The 18232-nt window shown below is 54.8% G+C and carries 20 protein-coding genes and 1 tRNA gene; 13 read left to right on the forward strand and 8 right to left on the reverse strand.

Annotated elements, in window-relative coordinates; all coding sequences use genetic code 11:
* Positions 1 to 104: 104 nt before the first annotated feature.
* Together KGA69_RS00070 and KGA69_RS00075 are read left to right on the forward strand one after the other, a co-directional pair.
* A complete protein-coding gene (locus tag KGA69_RS00070; protein WP_045393442.1) occupies positions 105 to 971 on the forward strand; it encodes a GNAT family N-acetyltransferase in 867 nt (288 codons plus the stop codon).
* 118 nt (positions 972 to 1089) lie between these two features.
* Entirely contained in the window at positions 1090 to 1989 is a 900-nt protein-coding gene (locus KGA69_RS00075; protein WP_045393445.1) for a LysR family transcriptional regulator, read from the forward strand.
* On the opposite strand, the gene KGA69_RS00080 is transcribed toward KGA69_RS00075, so the two are convergent.
* From KGA69_RS00080 to KGA69_RS00105, 6 genes are all read right to left on the reverse strand, one after another.
* Entirely contained in the window at positions 1990 to 2790 is an 801-nt protein-coding gene (locus tag KGA69_RS00080) for a substrate-binding domain-containing protein (RefSeq protein ID WP_045393448.1), read from the reverse strand. It lies immediately after the preceding gene.
* 9 nt (positions 2791 to 2799) lie between these two features.
* Complete coding sequence (locus tag KGA69_RS00085; protein WP_045393451.1) at positions 2800 to 4107, reverse strand: MFS transporter; 1308 nt, start codon at positions 4105 to 4107, stop codon at positions 2800 to 2802.
* A 254-nt stretch (positions 4108 to 4361) separates the two neighbouring features.
* Positions 4362 to 5198: a 5-dehydro-4-deoxy-D-glucuronate isomerase gene (gene kduI / locus KGA69_RS00090; protein WP_049060187.1), complete on the reverse strand. Its 837-nt coding sequence runs from the start codon at positions 5196 to 5198 to the stop codon at positions 4362 to 4364.
* A gap of 219 nt (positions 5199 to 5417) precedes the next feature.
* Positions 5418 to 6416, reverse strand: a complete 999-nt coding sequence (gene kdgT, locus KGA69_RS00095; RefSeq protein ID WP_213292717.1) for a 2-keto-3-deoxygluconate transporter — start codon at positions 6414 to 6416, stop codon at positions 5418 to 5420.
* A 402-nt stretch (positions 6417 to 6818) separates the two neighbouring features.
* Positions 6819 to 7220 (reverse strand): hydroxyisourate hydrolase, encoded by a 402-nt coding sequence (gene uraH, locus KGA69_RS00100; RefSeq protein ID WP_015367872.1) that lies wholly within the window; start codon positions 7218 to 7220, stop codon positions 6819 to 6821.
* 160 nt (positions 7221 to 7380) lie between these two features.
* Positions 7381 to 7457: transfer RNA gene (locus tag KGA69_RS00105), tRNA-Arg, on the reverse strand.
* Between the two features lie 320 nt (positions 7458 to 7777).
* On the opposite strand from KGA69_RS00105, the gene folD reads away from it, so the two are divergent.
* The 5 genes from folD to KGA69_RS00130 all read left to right on the forward strand — a co-directional run bounded on the left by folD (position 7778) and on the right by KGA69_RS00130 (position 10777).
* Positions 7778 to 8644, forward strand: coding sequence for a bifunctional methylenetetrahydrofolate dehydrogenase/methenyltetrahydrofolate cyclohydrolase FolD (folD, locus tag KGA69_RS00110; RefSeq protein ID WP_015367875.1), 867 nt, complete (start codon positions 7778 to 7780; stop codon positions 8642 to 8644).
* A 1-nt stretch (position 8645) separates the two neighbouring features.
* Positions 8646 to 8858 (forward strand): ribosome-associated protein YbcJ, encoded by a 213-nt coding sequence (ybcJ, locus tag KGA69_RS00115; protein WP_015367876.1) that lies wholly within the window; start codon positions 8646 to 8648, stop codon positions 8856 to 8858.
* Positions 8859 to 8976: 118 nt separating this feature from the next.
* The gene (locus KGA69_RS00120; RefSeq protein ID WP_213292718.1) at positions 8977 to 9510 is read left to right on the forward strand and encodes a metal-dependent hydrolase; all 534 of its coding nucleotides are present in this window, start codon (positions 8977 to 8979) and stop codon (positions 9508 to 9510) included.
* Between the two features lie 8 nt (positions 9511 to 9518).
* Positions 9519 to 9950 carry an STM0539 family protein gene (locus KGA69_RS00125; RefSeq protein ID WP_213292719.1) on the forward strand — a complete coding sequence of 144 codons (432 nt, stop codon included), beginning with the start codon at positions 9519 to 9521 and terminating at the stop codon, positions 9948 to 9950.
* A complete protein-coding gene (locus tag KGA69_RS00130) occupies positions 9947 to 10777 on the forward strand; it encodes a DUF2145 domain-containing protein (protein WP_213292720.1) in 831 nt (276 codons plus the stop codon). Before KGA69_RS00125 ends, KGA69_RS00130 begins: the two co-directional genes overlap by 4 nt.
* Before the next feature lie 45 nt (positions 10778 to 10822).
* On the opposite strand, the gene cysS is transcribed toward KGA69_RS00130, so the two are convergent.
* On the reverse strand, positions 10823 to 12208 hold the full coding sequence (gene cysS / locus KGA69_RS00135; protein ID WP_045393462.1) for a cysteine--tRNA ligase: 1386 nt from the start codon (positions 12206 to 12208) through the stop codon (positions 10823 to 10825).
* A gap of 173 nt (positions 12209 to 12381) precedes the next feature.
* On the opposite strand from cysS, the gene ppiB reads away from it, so the two are divergent.
* The 6 genes from ppiB (at position 12382) to mnmH (ending at position 16896) form a co-directional block, all read left to right on the forward strand.
* Positions 12382 to 12876, forward strand: a complete 495-nt coding sequence (gene ppiB, locus KGA69_RS00140; RefSeq protein WP_015367878.1) for a peptidylprolyl isomerase B — start codon at positions 12382 to 12384, stop codon at positions 12874 to 12876.
* Positions 12877 to 12879: 3 nt separating this feature from the next.
* On the forward strand, positions 12880 to 13602 hold the full coding sequence (lpxH, locus tag KGA69_RS00145) for a UDP-2,3-diacylglucosamine diphosphatase (protein WP_045393465.1): 723 nt from the start codon (positions 12880 to 12882) through the stop codon (positions 13600 to 13602).
* A 105-nt stretch (positions 13603 to 13707) separates the two neighbouring features.
* Entirely contained in the window at positions 13708 to 14040 is a 333-nt protein-coding gene (locus KGA69_RS00150) for a hypothetical protein (protein WP_045393468.1), read from the forward strand.
* Positions 14041 to 14136: 96 nt separating this feature from the next.
* Positions 14137 to 14646: a 5-(carboxyamino)imidazole ribonucleotide mutase gene (purE, locus tag KGA69_RS00155; protein WP_015367880.1), complete on the forward strand. Its 510-nt coding sequence runs from the start codon at positions 14137 to 14139 to the stop codon at positions 14644 to 14646.
* Positions 14643 to 15710, forward strand: a complete 1068-nt coding sequence (gene purK, locus KGA69_RS00160) for a 5-(carboxyamino)imidazole ribonucleotide synthase (protein WP_213292721.1) — start codon at positions 14643 to 14645, stop codon at positions 15708 to 15710. Before purE ends, purK begins: the two co-directional genes overlap by 4 nt.
* Positions 15711 to 15819: 109 nt before the next feature.
* Positions 15820 to 16896, forward strand: coding sequence for a tRNA 2-selenouridine(34) synthase MnmH (gene mnmH / locus KGA69_RS00165; protein ID WP_213292722.1), 1077 nt, complete (start codon positions 15820 to 15822; stop codon positions 16894 to 16896).
* A 106-nt stretch (positions 16897 to 17002) separates the two neighbouring features.
* On the opposite strand, the gene KGA69_RS00170 is transcribed toward mnmH, so the two are convergent.
* Positions 17003 to 18148, reverse strand: a complete 1146-nt coding sequence (locus tag KGA69_RS00170; protein WP_047049491.1) for a porin — start codon at positions 18146 to 18148, stop codon at positions 17003 to 17005.
* Positions 18149 to 18232: the final 84 nt, after the last annotated feature.

An 18232-nucleotide genomic window follows, 5' to 3' on the forward strand; every position in this document is an offset into this window, starting at 1 on the left:
ACAGAAAACCGCCATACTCAGGCGCAAAGCCTGTGATTTTCAAGGGGTAAATTTTGCCTGTAGCAATCCCGGATAGCAAAACGAATAAGAAAGGAATGACTGCGATGCACTACAAATTGGTTAAGCAACTCAAAGATGATAATACATTAAGAAAAAGCTTTATTGATTTAGCCATCAAAACGTTCGATCTATCCTTTGACGCCTGGTATCAGCAAGGGTACTGGAGTGAATCCTATATCCCCTACGCTTTCGTTGATAAGAATAAAGTTATCGCCAACGCCTCCGCGAATATTATTGATCTGGTCTGGCAAGGCCAACCTCGACGCTATATTCAAATAGGTACGGTAATGACCAACATTGATTACCGTAATAAAGGGCTTGCCGGACAGTTGATACAACATATCCTTGATGACTGGCGTGACAAAGCGGATGCTTTTTTCCTGTTTGCCAACTCCACCACCGTCGATTTCTACCCCAAATTTGGCTTTACGCGGACCGACGAATATCAATATGTTGCGCCCGTTTCGCCGACTCCCGGCGACTTCCGTAAACTGGATATGGATAGTGCGCAGGATATTGCCCTGCTTAAGCACTACTACCAGAAATCCAACCCCTTTTCACAGCTACGAGTGGAGAATAACTTCGGTCTGCTGATGTTTTACTGTTCGGCGTTTATGAAGCATTTCGTGTACTACTCGGAGAAAAACCAGGCCGTCGCCATTGCGATGCAAAGCGCCCATGAGCTGATCTGCTTTGATATTTTTTGCGATGCCGGACAATCCATGGCGACCATTATCAATGAACTCGCCCAGCCGCAATCGCAGCAGGCGGTGCTTGGTTTTACGCCGAAGGAAGCGCGCCTTGGCGAGTACGAAAAAATAGACGGCGACGATATGTTGTTTATCTATTCCAACAAAGAGAACATCTTCCACGACAACAAATTGATGTTCCCGCTGCTGGCGCACGCCTGATGCCGGGCCGCAGGTCATCTATTTAACCTGCGGCTGGTCGGCGTTGTTTCTTCCTGGAAAACAAAATAAACAGTACAATCGATTGTTGTTTTTTTGTTAAATCCAGGAGAAGCGCCACTTGCCCCTTTTTGACCTGCAGGATCTCTACGCCTTTTTAGCCCTCAGCGAGCACGGCAGCTTTCGCTACGCCGCCGAGGCGATTTGCATTTCGCAATCGGCGTTAAGCAGGCGAATTGAAAAGCTGGAAACCGCTTTGGGGGTGAGATTGTTTGACAGAACCACTCGCCGGGTGACCCTCACGCAAACCGGGAGAGCCTTTGCCCCAAAGGCGCAGCATCTGCTTTCCGAATTTGAAGATGCTCTGGACGGTATTAGCGACCGCGCCGCTTTCGGCAACGGAATGGTGACGGTTGCCTGTGTCCCCTCTGCCGCCAATTTTTTTATGCCGCAGGTTATCACCCAATTCCGTCAACGTTTTCCTAAGGCGCGGATCAAGGTCATTGATACCAGCGCCGGAAATGTTTATAGCGCCGTGCAGAATCACCAGGCGGACTTCGGCCTGAGTTTTCTCTCCGAAATCGCGTCCGAGGTGGTGTTTACGCCGCTGGTTCATGAACGCTACCTGGCGGTTTGCCGACGCGACGATCCGCTGGCACAACGTCATAGCCTCAGCTGGCAGGAGTTTTTTAATCGGGATTACATCTGGCTCGATAAGATCTCCGGCAATCGTCATCTGCTGGACGGCGCCCTGAGCAACGTAGGGCCGCGACGCACTGCGGTTTGTGAAACCCGCCATGTCACGACGATGCTGGGCATGGTGGATGCCGGCCTTGGTATCGCGGCAATACCGGCGATGGCGCTGCCGGCCTATGCGCACCACGCGTTAGTGAGTATTCCGCTAGTGGAACCTGAAGTGAAAAGACAGGTGGGACTGATAAAAAAAGCGGGCAGAGCGTTACCCCCTCTGGCCGCGGAGCTCGAAAAAGCCATTACCGATTTTTACCATCCCACCGCATGATTAGCCCTCTTCCGGTAATTCACAGGCGTTAGAGGGTAAAGGATCCATGCCTGTGCGACGAATTTCCGCCTGCGCCGGGACTGAAGCCAGATAGCACAGCAGTTGCTTCGCCTGGGACTGCGCGGATGAATCGGCAACCACGGCGCCCGCGAAGCGAGTAACGTATTGCACTTCATCCGGCAGACGACCAACGAACGTCACGCCGCTGACCGGCAACAACTCGCTAACCTGCTGAAACCCTATCGCATAGTCCCCTTTAGCTACCAGCGAAGCTACGGGGATTTTTTCGATCATTTTTGCTTTGGGGCTTGCCTGCGCGGCAATATCCAGTTTTCTGAACAGCTCCTTTTCAACATAGCGCCCGCTGGCGCTATCCGAATAGGCGATGGATTTCGCCTGCAGCAATGTCTGTTTCAACGCGGCGACGCTACTGATATCCGGCACCGGGGCGCCCTTTGGCACAACGGCGCCAATTCGTGAGTCCGCCAGTTCAATACGCGACCCCGGCATCACTTTGCCCTGCTTCTGCAAATCATCCAGGGCGTATCCCACCATGATCACCACATCCGCCTTTTGCCCTGCCGCCAGGCGCTTCGGTATCGCCTCCGCGGATTTCCCCATCGAGGGCCCATGAATGATATGCAAGGTATTGCCGCTTTTTTGCTGATAGTCGGGCGCCAGTTTATCCAACGCCGCGGAGAAGCCGCCGGAGATCATCACCGTGATCTCCTGCGCGGCGGCAACTTGCGCATAGCCGCAGGTAAATACCAGTAACGAGAAAACCCATGATTTACGTTGCATATTCACCTCTTAACCCAAAGAATTTTGCGTTTTCAATGCCTGCCGGGAAACGCGTTGATAGAGATACAGCGTCGCCAGTAGCGCGCAGATTGCCGCAAAACTCATCCAGTAGCCGGGCGCCGCCTTATCCCCGGTAACTTTAATTAACGCGGTGGACATCGCCGGCGTGAAACCGCCAAACAGCGCGGTAGCCAGGCTGTAAGCCAGAGAAAAACCAGCAACCCTGACCGACTTAGGCATAATTTCCGTCAGCGCCGGGATCATCGCGCCGTTATAGATGCCGTAAATGAAGGAGAGCCACAGCAGCACGGACAACATCATGGCGAAGTCCGGCATGCGGGCCAGCAGCGATAACGCAGGCCAACTGGTGAAAATAGCCAGCAGCGTCATGCTGACCAATACCGGTTTACGACCAAACCTATCGGAAAGCATACCGCCGATAGGCAGCCAGATGAAATTAGAGATCGCCACCAACAGCGTGACCAGCAGGCTATCCGAGGCGCTTAATAACAGCACGTTTTTGCCAAAGGTTGGCGCGTAGACCGTGATCAAATAGAACGCGGTAGTGGTCATCGCCACCATTAACATCCCCGCAATCACCACCCGCCAGTTTGCCAGCAGAATCGTCAGCGATTGTCCTAACGTCGGATGTTCCTTACGCTCCGAATACTCCGCGGTTTCATTCAGGTTACGGCGTAAAAAGAAGATAAAAGGTACGATCAGGCAGCCAATCGCGAACGGAATTCGCCATCCCCACTGATGCAGACTCGACTCGCTGAGCAGCATATTGAGCAGATAGCCCAGTGAAGCGGCCACCATAATGGACACCTGCTGACTGGCGGATTGCCAACTGGTATAAAACCCTTTACGTCCCGGCGTCGCCATTTCAGCGAGGTAAACCGAGACGCCGCCCAGTTCCGCACCGGCAGAAAAGCCCTGCAACAGTCGGCCGCACAGCACCAGCGCCGGCGCCCACAAACCGATAGTCTGATAACCTGGCACCAGCACGATCAGGATGGTCCCCATCGCCATAATCGACAGCGTGCCGATTAAACCTTTACGTCTGCCGACCTTGTCAATCCAGGCGCCTAACACCACCGCGCCAACGGGCCGCATCAAGAACCCGGCGCCGAAAACGGCGAAGGTCATCATTAATGAGGCGAATTCATTTTCGGAAGGAAAAAAAGTATGGGCGATATAGGTGGCGTAAAAACCAAATAAAAAGAAGTCAAACTGCTCAAGAAAATTCCCTGAGGTCACCTGCAGGATCACTTTGGCCCTGGCGCGAAATACTGAAGTTGCGGCAGTTGCGGACATCACACTCTCCCTGATTAACTGAATAGTTAACTCTCATTAACATTTAGGTAACCGTAAGAGTGCGGGAAGTTGTAGCCAGGAATAAGCGCATTTTGCGCATCTATTGATGCGTCTGACACATTAATAAAGCCTGCGAGTTAAGCGACATCAACAATGACGGGGCGATGGGTCTCCCCCTCCGCCCCGCCTCTATACGCTGATAGTGTGAACTCCGCTGCATTTCCCCCCAAGGCAATCCGGCTTGAGGGGGAGTTTTAACGAAGATCGCGTACGGCGACGTGATCCATATCGTCGAAGACCTGGTTCTCGCCGACCATCCCCCAGATGAAGGTATAAGCGCGGGTACCCACCCCTGAGTGAATCGACCAGCTTGGCGAAATCACCGCCTGCTCGTTATGCATCACAATATGACGGGTCTCCTGCGGCTGCCCCATCATGTGGAAGACGCAGGCGTCCTCATCCATGTTGAAATAGAAATAGACCTCCATCCGCCGCTCATGGGTATGGCAAGGCATGGTGTTCCACAGGTTGCCCGGCGCCAGTTCGGTCAGGCCCATACTGAGCTGACAGGTTTCCAGTACATCCGGCACGAAATACTTATTGATGGTGCGGCGGTTGCTGGTCAGGTTGTCACCCAACGTCACCGGCGCTACATCGGCAGGGGTGACTTTTTTCGTCGGATAAGTGGTATGCGCCGGGGCGCAGTTGTAGTAAAACTTCGCCGGTTTTGCATGGTCGACGCTGGTAAATACCACCTCTTTCGCCCCCTTACCGACGTACAGCGCCTCACGGTGGCCGATTTCATAGCATTGGCCATCAACGGTAATACAGCCCGGGCCGCCGATATTAATCACCCCTAACTCACGGCGTTCGAGGAAATAGCTTACCCCGAGCTGTTTGCCGACTTCGCCGCCCACCGACACGCCGCGCTGCACCGGCATGACGCCGCCAACAATAATGCGGTCAATATGGCTGTACACCATGGTGTATTCGTCAGCCACAAACACTTTTTCAACTAAAAATTCATTACGCAGCCTCTGGGTATCCAGAGTTTTCGCATGCGCGCTGTGGATACTTTGTCTTACGTCCACGTTAGCCTCCAGGCAGATTCTTGAATGATAAAGCCCTCCTGCGGAGGGCAGAGATTAATGACAAACCTCATGCAATCATTGAGCTTGCAAATTGCACCAGGCAAATAACAAGGAAAATCAATTTATTGATTTTCGGCTGATAACCACAAAGAAGGAAAAACCACGCTTTTTCCTTCTTTGTCAGCAGTCTGAGCCCCCCCTGCGGAGGGCGAGAATAGATTAGTGATTTGCCGATGGCGCCACGCTGGCGCCAGGCGCTTTCACCACCTGCGCATTGCCAAAACGTCTGGCGTACAGGGCGGTAATAATGGGCACTAAAATCGCGGTGACGATGACGCTTGCCGCGACCAGCGCCGTCGCCGAAGCGGCCACCGGTTCAAAGGCCGGATTAATCTGCGCGATGATCACCGGGTTCGCGACCGCCGCGCCCGCTGCGGAAGAGGCCGCGACGCCAGCTGTCCCGTTACCGCCGCCGATAACCCGGTCAGCAATAATCAGCGGGATACCGGTAATGATGATGACCGCCACGCCAAGCACAATCCCCAGCAGTCCGGTATCCAGAATCACGCTCAGGTTGATAGTGTTGCCCAGCGCAAAACCAAAGAACGGAATCAGCACCGGGGTGGCTTTGCTAAAGAAAGCCCGGAAGTCGTGGTCGAGGTTGCCTAAGGCAAAGCCCACCAGGAATGGCAGCACCGCGCCGATAAAATGGTGCGGCTCGAAGGAAGCCAGCCCGGCGGAGCCAAGGATCACCATGGTCATCAGCGGCCCGGACTCCAGCGACATCAGCACAAACGCGCCGGACTCTTCTTTACTGCCGTACTGATTCATCAGGCTGGCATACAGACCGCCGTTGGTCATATCCATAGCCGAGACAATAGCCAGCACCGACAGTCCGGCAAAGAAACCGGTCTGGACGCCATTTTCCGGAATGACCATCGCGGCGATAAAGGCCACAATCCAGGCGACAGCAATTTTGGTGATCACTAACGTGCCGGACTTACGTAATACGGTACCGGTGGCGCGCAAATCGATCGATGCGCCGATACAGAAAAACCACACCGCCAGGATTGGCACCGTCCCACCAATCATGCCTTTAGTGAATGAACCAAAGTAATTACCGGTATCCGGCGCCAGGGTATTAAGCACCGCGCCAAGCAGCAATGGGACCAGCATCATGCCGCCAGGGATACGTTCAATGCTTGCTTTGATTTTCATGTTTTATCCTCATCTCCACCCCACCTGAACGGCAAGGATGTGACTTATTCTTTCAATAGCGTTTGAAAAAATTCTTTCTGTTCATTGCATTACGAACAGATAAGAAAAGTCAGGAGTCTCAGGGTTGTGCGCACCACACTGATACCATGCCGTTATCATTGATCATGTGAAATAATGATTCAACGAAAACAAAACAGTGTTTTAGTTACCGTCATCACATATCAAAAAGAAATCGAACGAAGGATCGTTTATTGAAAACAAAAGGGAGGTGTAGCCACGACGTTGCGGCAATCAAGGGCGGGATGAAATGTTAGATAGATGTTTTAGTGAATTCGGTGACATGCGCCGGGCAAAGCAAGACATGACGGTCTTCGCTTTGCCCGGCCAGGAAAAGTGCGTGGATCAACTACCGCGGTAGGTCGAGTAGCCATACTGGCTCAACAACAGCGGGATATGTAGCTTTTGGTTCTGTTCGGTTACGCTGAAAATAACCGGAATGACGGGAAAGAAGGTGCTCATATTATGACTTTTAAAGTAGTCACCGGTTTTGAAGGTCACTTTATACACCCCAGGTTCCATATTATCGGCCTGCGGATAGAGCGACTTGATACGGCCATCGGCATCCGTTTTACCGCTGGCGATATGCTGCCAGCCGCTGCCCTGCTGCTTATCGAGCTCAATCTGCACCCCTTGAGAAGGCAGACCGGTCTGTTGATTGAGAATATGTACGCTTAGTGTCCCTTCCGGCGCCGCAAGCGCGCTGAAGCTCAACAATGAAATAACGGAAGCGATAATTAACTTCATGAGCGATGACCTTATTAAGCAAGTGAATGTGTCATCACTATAGTCAGCGCGCTGGGAAATAAAATTAAACTTTTCGTTATTAATTAACGGGTAATAGCCGCGCGGATCTACGCCAAAGTCTTGTGTTGGATGGAGGAATAGAACGTAAGAGAAGCGATAATGGCACGCCCTACAGGATTCGAACCTGTGACCTACGGCTTAGAAGGCCGTTGCTCTATCCAGCTGAGCTAAGGGCGCACTGAGAAGCGGGAGCTTCGGGAGGTGCAATCGCGTGAAATTATACGGTCAACCTCCGGTGAGTCAATGCATTTTGCCGGGAAAAGACAGTAGCATAGCGAGCTTGTCGATTATTAACGCGATGTCTGGTTAAGGATTGTTCGCCCCACTCGTTGGCGACTCGTCCATTACGCCGCTATAGCGCGGGAAAATAGCCTGTTTTCCTCCGCCCCGCGGCGGAAAACCGATAAAAACGCAAACGATAACTGACAGCGGGGCTGGCTTCTGACAAAATATCCACATCCCCCTTTCGTAAAGTGACAGATGGAATCCTCTCTCTGATGGCAGCAAAAATTATTGACGGTAAAACGATTGCGCAGCAGGTGCGCTCTGAGGTCGCGGAAAAAGTGAAGGCGCGCGTAGCGGCCGGAAAACGCGCCCCCGGGCTCGCCGTTGTGCTGGTCGGCAGCAACCCTGCGTCGCAGATTTATGTCGGCAGCAAACGCAAGGCATGTGAAGAGGTGGGCTTCGTCTCCCGCTCTTACGATCTCCCGGAAACCACCAGCGAAGCCGAGCTGCTGGAACTTATCGACACGCTTAATGCCGATAACACTATCGACGGCATTCTGGTGCAGCTGCCGCTGCCTGCCGGCATCGACAATGTTAAAGTCCTTGAGCGCATTGCCCCGGACAAAGACGTCGACGGCTTCCATCCGTACAACGTTGGTCGCCTGTGTCAACGTGCGCCGCGTCTGCGTCCTTGTACGCCGCGCGGCATTGTTACCCTGCTTGAGCGCTACAATATCGATACTTATGGCCTCAACGCGGTGGTGATTGGCGCTTCTAACATCGTCGGCCGTCCGATGAGCATGGAGCTGCTGCTGGCGGGCTGCACTACTACCGTCACCCACCGCTTTACCAAAAACCTGCGCCACCACGTCGAAAATGCCGATCTGCTGATTGTCGCGGTCGGTAAACCGGGCTTTATTCCGGGTGAATGGATTAAAGAAGGCGCCATCGTGGTGGACGTCGGCATTAACCGTCTGGAAAGCGGCAAAGTGGTCGGCGACGTGGTGTTTGAAGACGCGGCGGAACGCGCCTCCTACATTACGCCCGTGCCGGGCGGCGTCGGCCCGATGACCGTAGCGACCCTCATCCAGAATACGCTGCAGGCGTGCGAAGAGTATCACGACATTCAGGAGGCCTAAGATGGCGAATTTTTCTCTGGGCAAACACCCGCATGTTGAACTGTGCGACCTGCTGAAGCTGGAAGGCTGGAGCGAAAGCGGCGCGCAGGCCAAAATCTTCATCGCCGAAGGGCTGGTGAAAGTCGACGGCGCGGTGGAAACCCGCAAACGCTGTAAAATCGTCGCCGGACAAACGGTGACCTTTGACGGTCAAAGCATTACCGTGATCGCCTAATCCTCTCTGGCGCCGGTCCCGGCGCCAGCGCTCTCCCGCAGGAAAATCAGAATAATGCGGGGATGTAATCCTCAAATACCCCACGGATAATAGGCTTTTATTTGTGGAATATAAGCCAATGCCAACTATCGTCACTCATGCCGCCGTTCCGCTGTGTCTGGGGTTAGGGCTGGGATGCAAAATCATTCCCCCTCGCCTGCTGCTGGCTGGCGTGGCGTTGGCAATATTGCCGGATGCCGACGTGCTGGCGTTTAAATTCGGCGTCGCCTACGGCAATATTTTCGGCCACCGCGGATTTACCCACTCTTTATTGTTCGCCTTCGTGGTTCCTTTGCTGTGCATGATGATGGTTGGCAGGAGGTTTCACTGCGGGCCGGCGCGCAGTTGGGCATTTCTTAGTGTCTGCCTGTTATCCCATAGCCTGCTCGATGCCATCACCGATGGTGGTAAAGGCGTCGGCTGGCTGTGGCCTTGGTCCGATCAACGCTTCTTCCTGCCCTGGCAGGTGATTAAAGTGGCGCCATTCGCGCTATCGCGTTATGCCACGCCTTATGGCCATCAGGTGATCCTCTCCGAGCTGCAGTGGGTCTGGCTGCCTGGTTGCGTACTGGCGTTACTACTCTGGTTGTATCGTCAATCTACACAACGTTAGGGATTAACATGCATAAAACGACCATCCTTGCCGCTGCAGCACTGCTGGCGGTTTCGTGCCCGATTCACGCCGAGGATCATACCAACGCCTATGCCGTCTCTTCGACCATTACCAGTATCGGCAGTTCGGCGCTGGTGAGCGGCATCATTCTCTCGCCGGTCCTGCTCCCCGCCGCACTGATTACCGCTTCTGTCGACAAAAATAAAGAGCAGAAAACCGCGCTGTTGACCACCAAAGACCCTAAACAGAACACCGTCAAAATGGTGCTGCCGCTGCAGGTGGTGGAAGAGGCGGATCTCAAAACCGGGGACAAGCTGACGCTGGAGAAAGCCCCGGAAGGCACCGGCGCACTGCTGAAAAAAGAAGGTAAGGTCCTGACCCATATGGTGAATCAAGAGGACGCCTCGCTCTCCGCTAACCAACCGCTGTCGGCGAAATGAAGCGCCTGGCGCTCGCCTTGTGCCTGAGCGTGGCGTCAGTAAGCGCGACTGCAGCCAGCACCGATTGCGGCACGGGGTCGCCATCGGCGGAAACCATTGCTGCAACCATGCATCAGGCACAGTTGCTCAAACAACAATTAAATAGCGAACCGGAAGCGGTGGTTATTTTGGTCCGCCAGGGGCAAGATATGTCCAGCCGCGGGTTAACCTGGTCACATGCCGGCTACGCCCTACGGCAGGCCGATAACAGCTGGCGGGTTTATCATAATCTGAATACCTGCGGCACCGCGCGATCGGCGCTGTACGTGCAAGGATTATATGAGTTTCTCGCCGATGAACTGGTTAACCAGCAGATAGCGATTTTACGTCCGAGCGGCGAACTTAACGCTGCGCTACAAGCGCTTTTGCACAGCCCTGTCAAACTGAACCTGTTTCACAGCCCGCGCTATAACCTGATCGCCTGGCCCTTCTCCGGGCCGTATCAAAACTCTAACGGCTGGCTGCTGGAAGTCTTTGCCCGAGCGGGCGATAGCAATATCTGGTCACGCGAGCAGGCCAGACATTGGCTCTTACAGCAGGGTTATCAACCCTCGTTAGTTAAGGTCACGCTTTTCGAACGCCTTGGGGCAAAAATAGTTGCCAGCAATGTTTTTACCGACGATCAGCCGGAACAACTATTGGCAAATGGCAAAGTAGGTTTAAACAGCGGCGATAGCGTCATTCAGTTTATTGCCCGTTACAGCCGCAACATATCCTCCTGCCTGCATCTGAATCTGCCCGAATCCGTATGCGTTTTTCAGCCTACACCACTGGAAGTCAGTCCCTAACGCAAAAAGACCACGCAAGCGTGGCCTTTTCATTAGCAATGGCGCTTACTTACGACGCCAGGTGGTGCCCTGCGGACCATCCTCCAGCACGATACCCATCTCGTTAAGACGATCGCGCGCCGCATCCGCCGCCGCCCAGTCTTTCGCTTTACGCGCATCCAGACGCTGTTGGATAAGCCCTTCTATTTCCGCTACTTCGCCATCATCGGCCTGCGCGCCGCTCTGCAGGAAAGCGTCCGGCTCCTGCTCAAGCAGCCCCAGCACCGAAGAGAGCTTACGCATATGGGCCGCCAGCGCGTTCGCGGCTGCCGCGTCTTCCGTTTTCAGACGGTTTACTTCACGCGCCATATCGAACAGCACCGAGTAGGCTTCCGGGGTATTGAAGTCGTCGTCCATCGCTTCGATAAAGCGCGCTTCGAAGGCTTCGCCGCCGGCAGGCTGCGCGGATTTATCGGTTCCGCGCAGCGCGGTGTACAGACGCTCCAGCGCCGAACGCGCCTGCTTGAGGTTCTCTTCGCTGTAGTTCAGCTGGCTGCGATAGTGGCCGGACATCAGGAAGTAGCGGATGGTTTCGGCATCGTAGTACTTCAGCACGTCGCGGACGGTGAAGAAGTTACCCAGCGATTTCGACATTTTCTCGCGATCGACCATCACCATTCCGGAGTGCATCCAGTAGTTGACGTATTCGCCATCGTGGGCGCAGGTCGATTGCGCGATCTCGTTTTCGTGATGCGGGAACATCAGATCCGAACCGCCGCCGTGAATATCAAAGTGATTACCCAGCTGTTTGCAGTTCATTGCCGAGCACTCAATGTGCCAGCCCGGACGCCCTTCTCCCCACGGCGACGGCCAGCTCGGCTCGCCCTCTTTCGACATCTTCCACAGGACGAAGTCCATTGGGTTACGCTTAACGTCAACCACGTCGACGCGGGCGCCCGCCTGCAGCTGGTCGAGATCCTGGCGCGACAACAGACCGTAGTTCGGGTCGGTCGGTACGTCGAACATCACGTCGCCGTTATCGGCCACATAAGCGTGACCGCGGGCGATCAGCTGCTCGGTGATTTCGATAATTTCGGCGATATGATGGGTGGCGCGCGGCTCGTTGTCCGGGCGCAGAATGTTCAGGGCGTCAAAATCTTTGTGCATTTCAGCGATCATGCGATCGACCAGCGCGACAAAGCTTTCGCCGTTTTCATTAGCGCGCTTAATGATTTTATCGTCGATATCGGTAATGTTGCGCACGTACTTCAGCTTGTAACCAAGGAAGCGCAGGTAACGAGCGACAACGTCGAAAGAGACGAAGGTGCGGCCATGGCCGATATGACAGAGATCGTAAACGGTAATTCCACACACGTACATGCCAACTTCCCCGGCATGAATAGGTTTAAATTCTTCTTTTTGGCGCGTCAGTGTATTAAAAATTTTTAACATCGAAGATTCCGTGTAGACGTGTGTGGATATAAGTCGCTTATTCTAACCCTAATTCAAACCGGAAGCAGCACACATTGCAAGGTGCATCGACCCCCGCGGTTATGCTATAACAGCCACCTATGTCATACCCAACCCTGGGTTCAGCACTACAATCATCGGAACAGGATGCAAAAATGGTTACTTTCCACACCAATCATGGCGATATCGTAATCAAAACGTTTGACGACAAAGCGCCGGAAACAGTTAAAAACTTCCTGGACTACTGCCGCGAAGGTTTCTACGACAACACCATTTTCCACCGTGTTATCAATGGCTTCATGATTCAGGGCGGCGGCTTTGAGCCGGGCATGAATCAGAAAGCGACCAAATCTCCGATTCAGAACGAAGCCAACAACGGTCTGAAAAACACCCGTGGTACGCTGGCAATGGCCCGTACTCAGGCGCCGCACTCCGCCACCGCGCAGTTCTTCATCAACGTAGTAGACAACGACTTCCTGAACTTCTCTGGCGAAAGCCTGCAGGGTTGGGGCTACTGCGTCTTTGCCGAAGTGGTTGAAGGTATGGACGTGGTCGACAAAATCAAAGCGGTTGCCACCGGCCGCAGCGGCATGCACCAGGATGTGCCGAAAGAAGATGTTGTAATCAAAAGCGTCACCGTCAGCGAATAATTCGTGGCGACACTTTTTATTGCAGACCTGCATCTGCAAACAGAAGAACCGGCGATCACCGCCGGTTTTATGCGCTTTTTAGCCGGCAGCGCCCGCGAAGCGGACGCGCTGTATATACTCGGCGACCTGTTCGAGGCCTGGATCGGCGATGACGATCCGAACCCGCTGCATCAGCAAATCGCTTCGGCCATCAAAGCCGTCGTCGACGCCGGCGTTCCCTGCTACTTCATCCACGGCAACCGCGATTTTCTCGTCGGCCAGCGCTTCGCCCGCCAGAGCGGCATGATCCTGCTCGCTGAAGAAGAGCGGCTGGACCTCTATGGCCGTGAAGTGTTGATTATGCATGGCGACACCTTATGTACCGATGACCCCGGTTACCTGGCGTTTCGCGCTAAAGTCCATACCCCGTGGATCCAACGTCTGTTTCTCGCCCTGCCTCTGTTTATCCGCCGCCGCATCGCCGCCAAAATGCGCGCCGATAGCCAAGCCGCCAACAGCAGCAAATCGATGGAAATTATGGATGTGAATCCGCAGGCGGTCGTCGACGCGATGGAGCGGCATCAGGTGCAGTGGCTGATTCACGGCCATACCCATCGCCCGGCCGTCCATGAACTCCAGGCCAACGAGCAGCCCGCGTGGCGCGTGGTCCTCGGCGCGTGGCACAGCGAAGGGTCAATGGTTAAAGTCAGCGCCGACGGCGTCGAACTTATCTATTTCCCGTTTTAATCTCCCAGGCACAATTCCGAAAACCTTCTTCTGAAGGGGGGAATGACTGACGCTATCTGTTCTCCGCATGCTAGCCTTTGGCTAAATCTCACTCAAGGAACGAGTATGAAAAAATGGAACCAGCCCCTAATCTGGGGAATGATCATCGCGATCCTCAATCCGTTAGGGGTAAGCTATATCGCCTTAATCGGCGTCGCTATCGGCAACACACTGGCATTTGTCTGGTGTGCAATGCTGGCATGGGCAATTTATTTTTATGCTATTTATTTGCTCTGTACCCGGCCCCACGATGGGCGGCTGGTACAAATCTATTTACTGATCATGGGTACCCTGATGCTTCCTTGGGGGTTAGTGCTGCTTATCACCTGTATCATGAATGAGATAAAGGCAAATAAACAACGTACTTCATCGTCGGCAAGCGAGACAAAAGACGGCTAACCACGCGTACGCAACCGTTTTCCTTAGCGGGATATCGTGCTATTCTCTGTGGCCTCTAAAGCAGTGTGAAGCACACCCACAGGAGTTTTCAGACGCATGTCTTCCCGCAATAATCCGGCGCGTATCGCCATCGTGATGGGGTCCAAAAGCGACTGGGCTACCATGCAGTTCGCCGCAGAAATCCTTGATACCCTGAACGTTCCGCACCATGTTGAAGTGGTTTCCGCCCACCGTACGCCCGATAAACTGTTTAGCTTCGCCGAAAGCGCCGAAAGCAACGGTTATCAGGTGATCATCGCCGGTGCGGGCGGCGCGGCGCATTTGCCGGGCATGATTGCAGCGAAAACTCTGGTGCCGGTGCTTGGCGTGCCGGTTCAGAGCGCAGCGTTAAGCGGCGTTGACAGCCTCTACTCTATCGTTCAAATGCCGCGCGGCATCCCGGTCGGCACGCTGGCCATCGGCAAAGCCGGCGCCGCTAACGCCGCCCTGCTCGCCGCGCAAATTCTCGCCCAGCATGATGCTGAGCTGCACCAGCGCCTGAGCGCCTGGCGTCAGGCGCAAACCGATGAGGTGCTGGATAACCCGGACCCGCGAGGTGCGGCATGAAACAGGTTTGCGTCCTCGGTAACGGACAGTTAGGCCGCATGCTGCGTCAGGCCGGTGAACCGCTGGGCATCGCCGTCTGGCCGGTCGGCCTGGAAGCCGACCCGGAAGCGGTGCCGTTCCAGCAAAGCGTCATCACCGCCGAAATCGAACGCTGGCCGGAAACCGCTTTAACCCGTGAGCTGGCGCGCCATCCGGCGTTCGTTAACCGCGACGTTTTTCCGATCATCGCCGACCGCCTGACCCAGAAACAGTTGTTCGACAAACTTGGCCTCGCCACCGCGCCGTGGCAGCTACTGGCGGATAAAAGCGAGTGGCCCGCCGTGTTTGCCCGTCTGGGCGAACTGGCTATCGTCAAGCGCCGCGTTGGCGGCTACGATGGCCGCGGCCAGTGGCGTTTACGCGAGAACGAAACCACACAACTACCCAATGATAACTACGGCGAGTGTATCGTTGAGCAGGGTATTAACTTCTCCGGCGAGGTGTCGCTGGTCGGCGCCCGGGGCCGCGACGGCAGCACGGTGTTTTATCCGCTGACCCGCAACCTGCACCAGGACGGCATTCTGCGCGCCAGCGTCGCCTTCCCGCAGGCCAATGCCCGCCAGCAGGCGCAGGCGGAAAGCATGCTGACGGCGATCATGAACGAGCTCGACTACGTGGGCGTGATGGCCATGGAGTGCTTCGTCACCGCCGAGGGACTGCTGATCAACGAGCTGGCGCCGCGCGTACATAATAGCGGCCACTGGACGCAGAACGGCGCTTCCATTAGCCAGTTTGAACTGCACCTGCGCGCCATTACCGATCTACCGCTGCCGCCACCGGTGGTCAACAGCCCGTCGGTGATGATCAATCTGATCGGCAGCGATCTGAACTACGACTGGCTAAAACTGCCGCTGGTGCATCTGCACTGGTACGACAAAGAGGTTCGTCCGGGGCGTAAAGTCGGCCACCTGAATCTGACCGACAGCGATACCGATCGCCTGAGCGCCACGCTGGAAGCGCTGAAACCGCTCCTGCCAGCCGAATACGCCAGCGGTGTTTTCTGGGCGCAATCGCAGCTTAATTAAGCCATTCGTGCCGGGGATTTGATCTATCCCCTTCCCCGGCACGCCCTTCGGCGCGTAGAATCCCCACCTCGCAGTAAGCACATCTGGTTTTAACTCAAAAGGACGACCCATGGAAAATGGGAGACACTATCGCGCCATCCTCAGCGCGGGTACGCCGCTTATCGACGTCCGCGCACCGGTGGAATTTCAGCAAAGCGCGATGCCCGCGGCGATTAACCTACCGCTGATGAACGATGACGAACGCGCCGCCGTCGGCACCTGTTACAAGCGCCAGGGGCCGGAAGCGGCATTAGCCCTCGGCCATAAGCTGGTCGATGGCGACCTGCGAGCCAGCCGTCTCAAGGCGTGGCTGGAGGCCTGCGCCCGCTATCCGCAGGGCTATCTGTGCTGCGCCCGCGGCGGCCAGCGCTCGCATATCGTGCAGCAGTGGCTGCGGGAAGCTGGCGTCGATTATCCGCTGATTGTCGGCGGCTACAAAGCGCTACGCCAGGCGGCAATACAGACTACCGAGGAGCTGGTACAGCGCCCTATCGTGCTGATTGGCGGCTGCACCGGCAATGGCAAAACCCAGCTGGTTTGCTCGCGCCCGGACGGTATCGATCTTGAAGGTCACGCCCACCACCGCGGTTCGTCATTTGGCCGAACGCTACTGCAGCAACACCCGCAGGCGACGTTCGAAAACCATCTGGCGGTCACCCTGCTTAAAAAAGCTGAACAACAGACACGCTGGGTGCTGGAAGATGAAGGCCATATGATCGGCGCGAACCACCTGCCGGAGTGCCTGCGTATCCGCATGGCGCAATCGCCGCTGGCGGTGGTGGAAGATCCGTTTGACGTTCGTCTGGAGCGACTGCGCGAAGAGTACTTCGATCGTATGCATCGCGACTTTATTGCCGCCTATGGCGAAGAGAAAGGCTGGCAGGAATATAGCGAGTATCTGCATCACGGGCTGTTTGCCATCCGGCGTCGGCTAGGGCTACAGCGCTTTGCCCAGCTAAGCGAACTGCTCGACGCGGCGCTGTCGCAGCAGCAGCGTACCGCCAGTACCGAGGCGCACTTCGCCTGGCTGGTTCCGCTGTTAAATGAATACTACGACCCGATGTATCGCTATCAGTTGGGGAAAAAAGCCGGGAAGATTATCTTTCGCGGTAACTGGCAGGATGTCGCCGCCTGGCTGGCGAAGTAGTTCCCCAACCAGACGGCTTCCCGGGTAGCGGCTGGCGCCTTACCGGGGCTACTCCCGCTTAGCGCAGCGCAAGCCGGGGAAATTCCCGGCTTGCGGCGGCTCATCGTTAGAAGTCGTAGCGCAGACGCACCAGGTTCATATCGCCCAGATCATCGGTGCTGGAGGTAAACACGTGCTCGTAATCAACACGGAAACCGTAATCCAGCTGGAAGCTAATACCCAAACCGTTATCAATACGCTGGTAGTTGCGGCCATTCACGTACTCCAGGCGGTCGCCCATAAAGTACGGTTGAATAGATTTAACAGCGTATTGATTGATCGGGAATTTATAGCCCGCAAAGTATTCAATACCCCAGGCATCGCCGGCGAAATAGTTATGAACATCGGTTTTCTTGGTAGTCAGGAAGTTCTGATACCAGCCGCCGCCGAAGGAGAAGGTCCAGTTATCCGGAGTCCAGCTCAACGCGGTACCGACAATATTCTGGTCATAGGTTTTGCTATTGGAGCTTGACGGGTCGCGCATTTCGGCGCGGGTGTAGTTCCACGCGGTACCCCAGGTCAGGTCCTTCATGATGTGGTAATCCACGCCGATAGACCCGCCGCCTTTACGCTTGTAGCGCAGACCATCGCCCGGCAGATATTCGCTATCTTCAAACAGATAGGAGCCATACAGATCGACATCACCGACGGTTTTCTTATATTTCAACATATTGCGTGAACGATAAGAACCATCGTAATCGCCGTTAATACCGTTACCCGGAGCCTGACCGATCATATCGTAGTCCCAGATATCGGTTTTCACGCCGACGACATCATAGTAAATACTGTTTTGCTGACCGTAGGTTAAGGTACCCCAGGTATCGCTCTTCAGACCGGTGAACAACATACGGCGGGTGGTATTATTCGCCCCTTCCGCGTAGTGATTGTCCCAATCGAACAGCGCCGGAATATTGACGCCCAGTTCGTAGTAGCTGATCCAGCTAATATCATCAAAAAGATAGTAATCAGCCGCGAAACGGAAACGGGTGCCGCCATCGAAACCGTTACGCTTGTAGGAACCTTTATCGCCATCGCCGGTCATCATATTGAACTGCGGACGAATACTCCCGCCGACGGTAAAGTTAAGGCGACTTAACGGATCGCCCGCCTGCGGATCTTGTTTCAGCAGCGTAATCTCAGCCTGGGATGCAAAAGAGGTTAACGCTAATGCTGCGCCGATCGAGATCGCCAGCGCTTTTATTTTATGTGCCATGCTTTTTCCTTGAGTAATAAGCAACCTTATATTTGCCAGTTGAATATTAACTGCGAATTAGCACGACGTGTTGTTGGGTTTTTA

Origin of the sequence: Klebsiella sp. A52 (genome assembly GCF_018388785.1) — a bacterium.
Classification (GTDB): Bacteria; Pseudomonadota; Gammaproteobacteria; order Enterobacterales; family Enterobacteriaceae; genus Klebsiella; species Klebsiella aerogenes.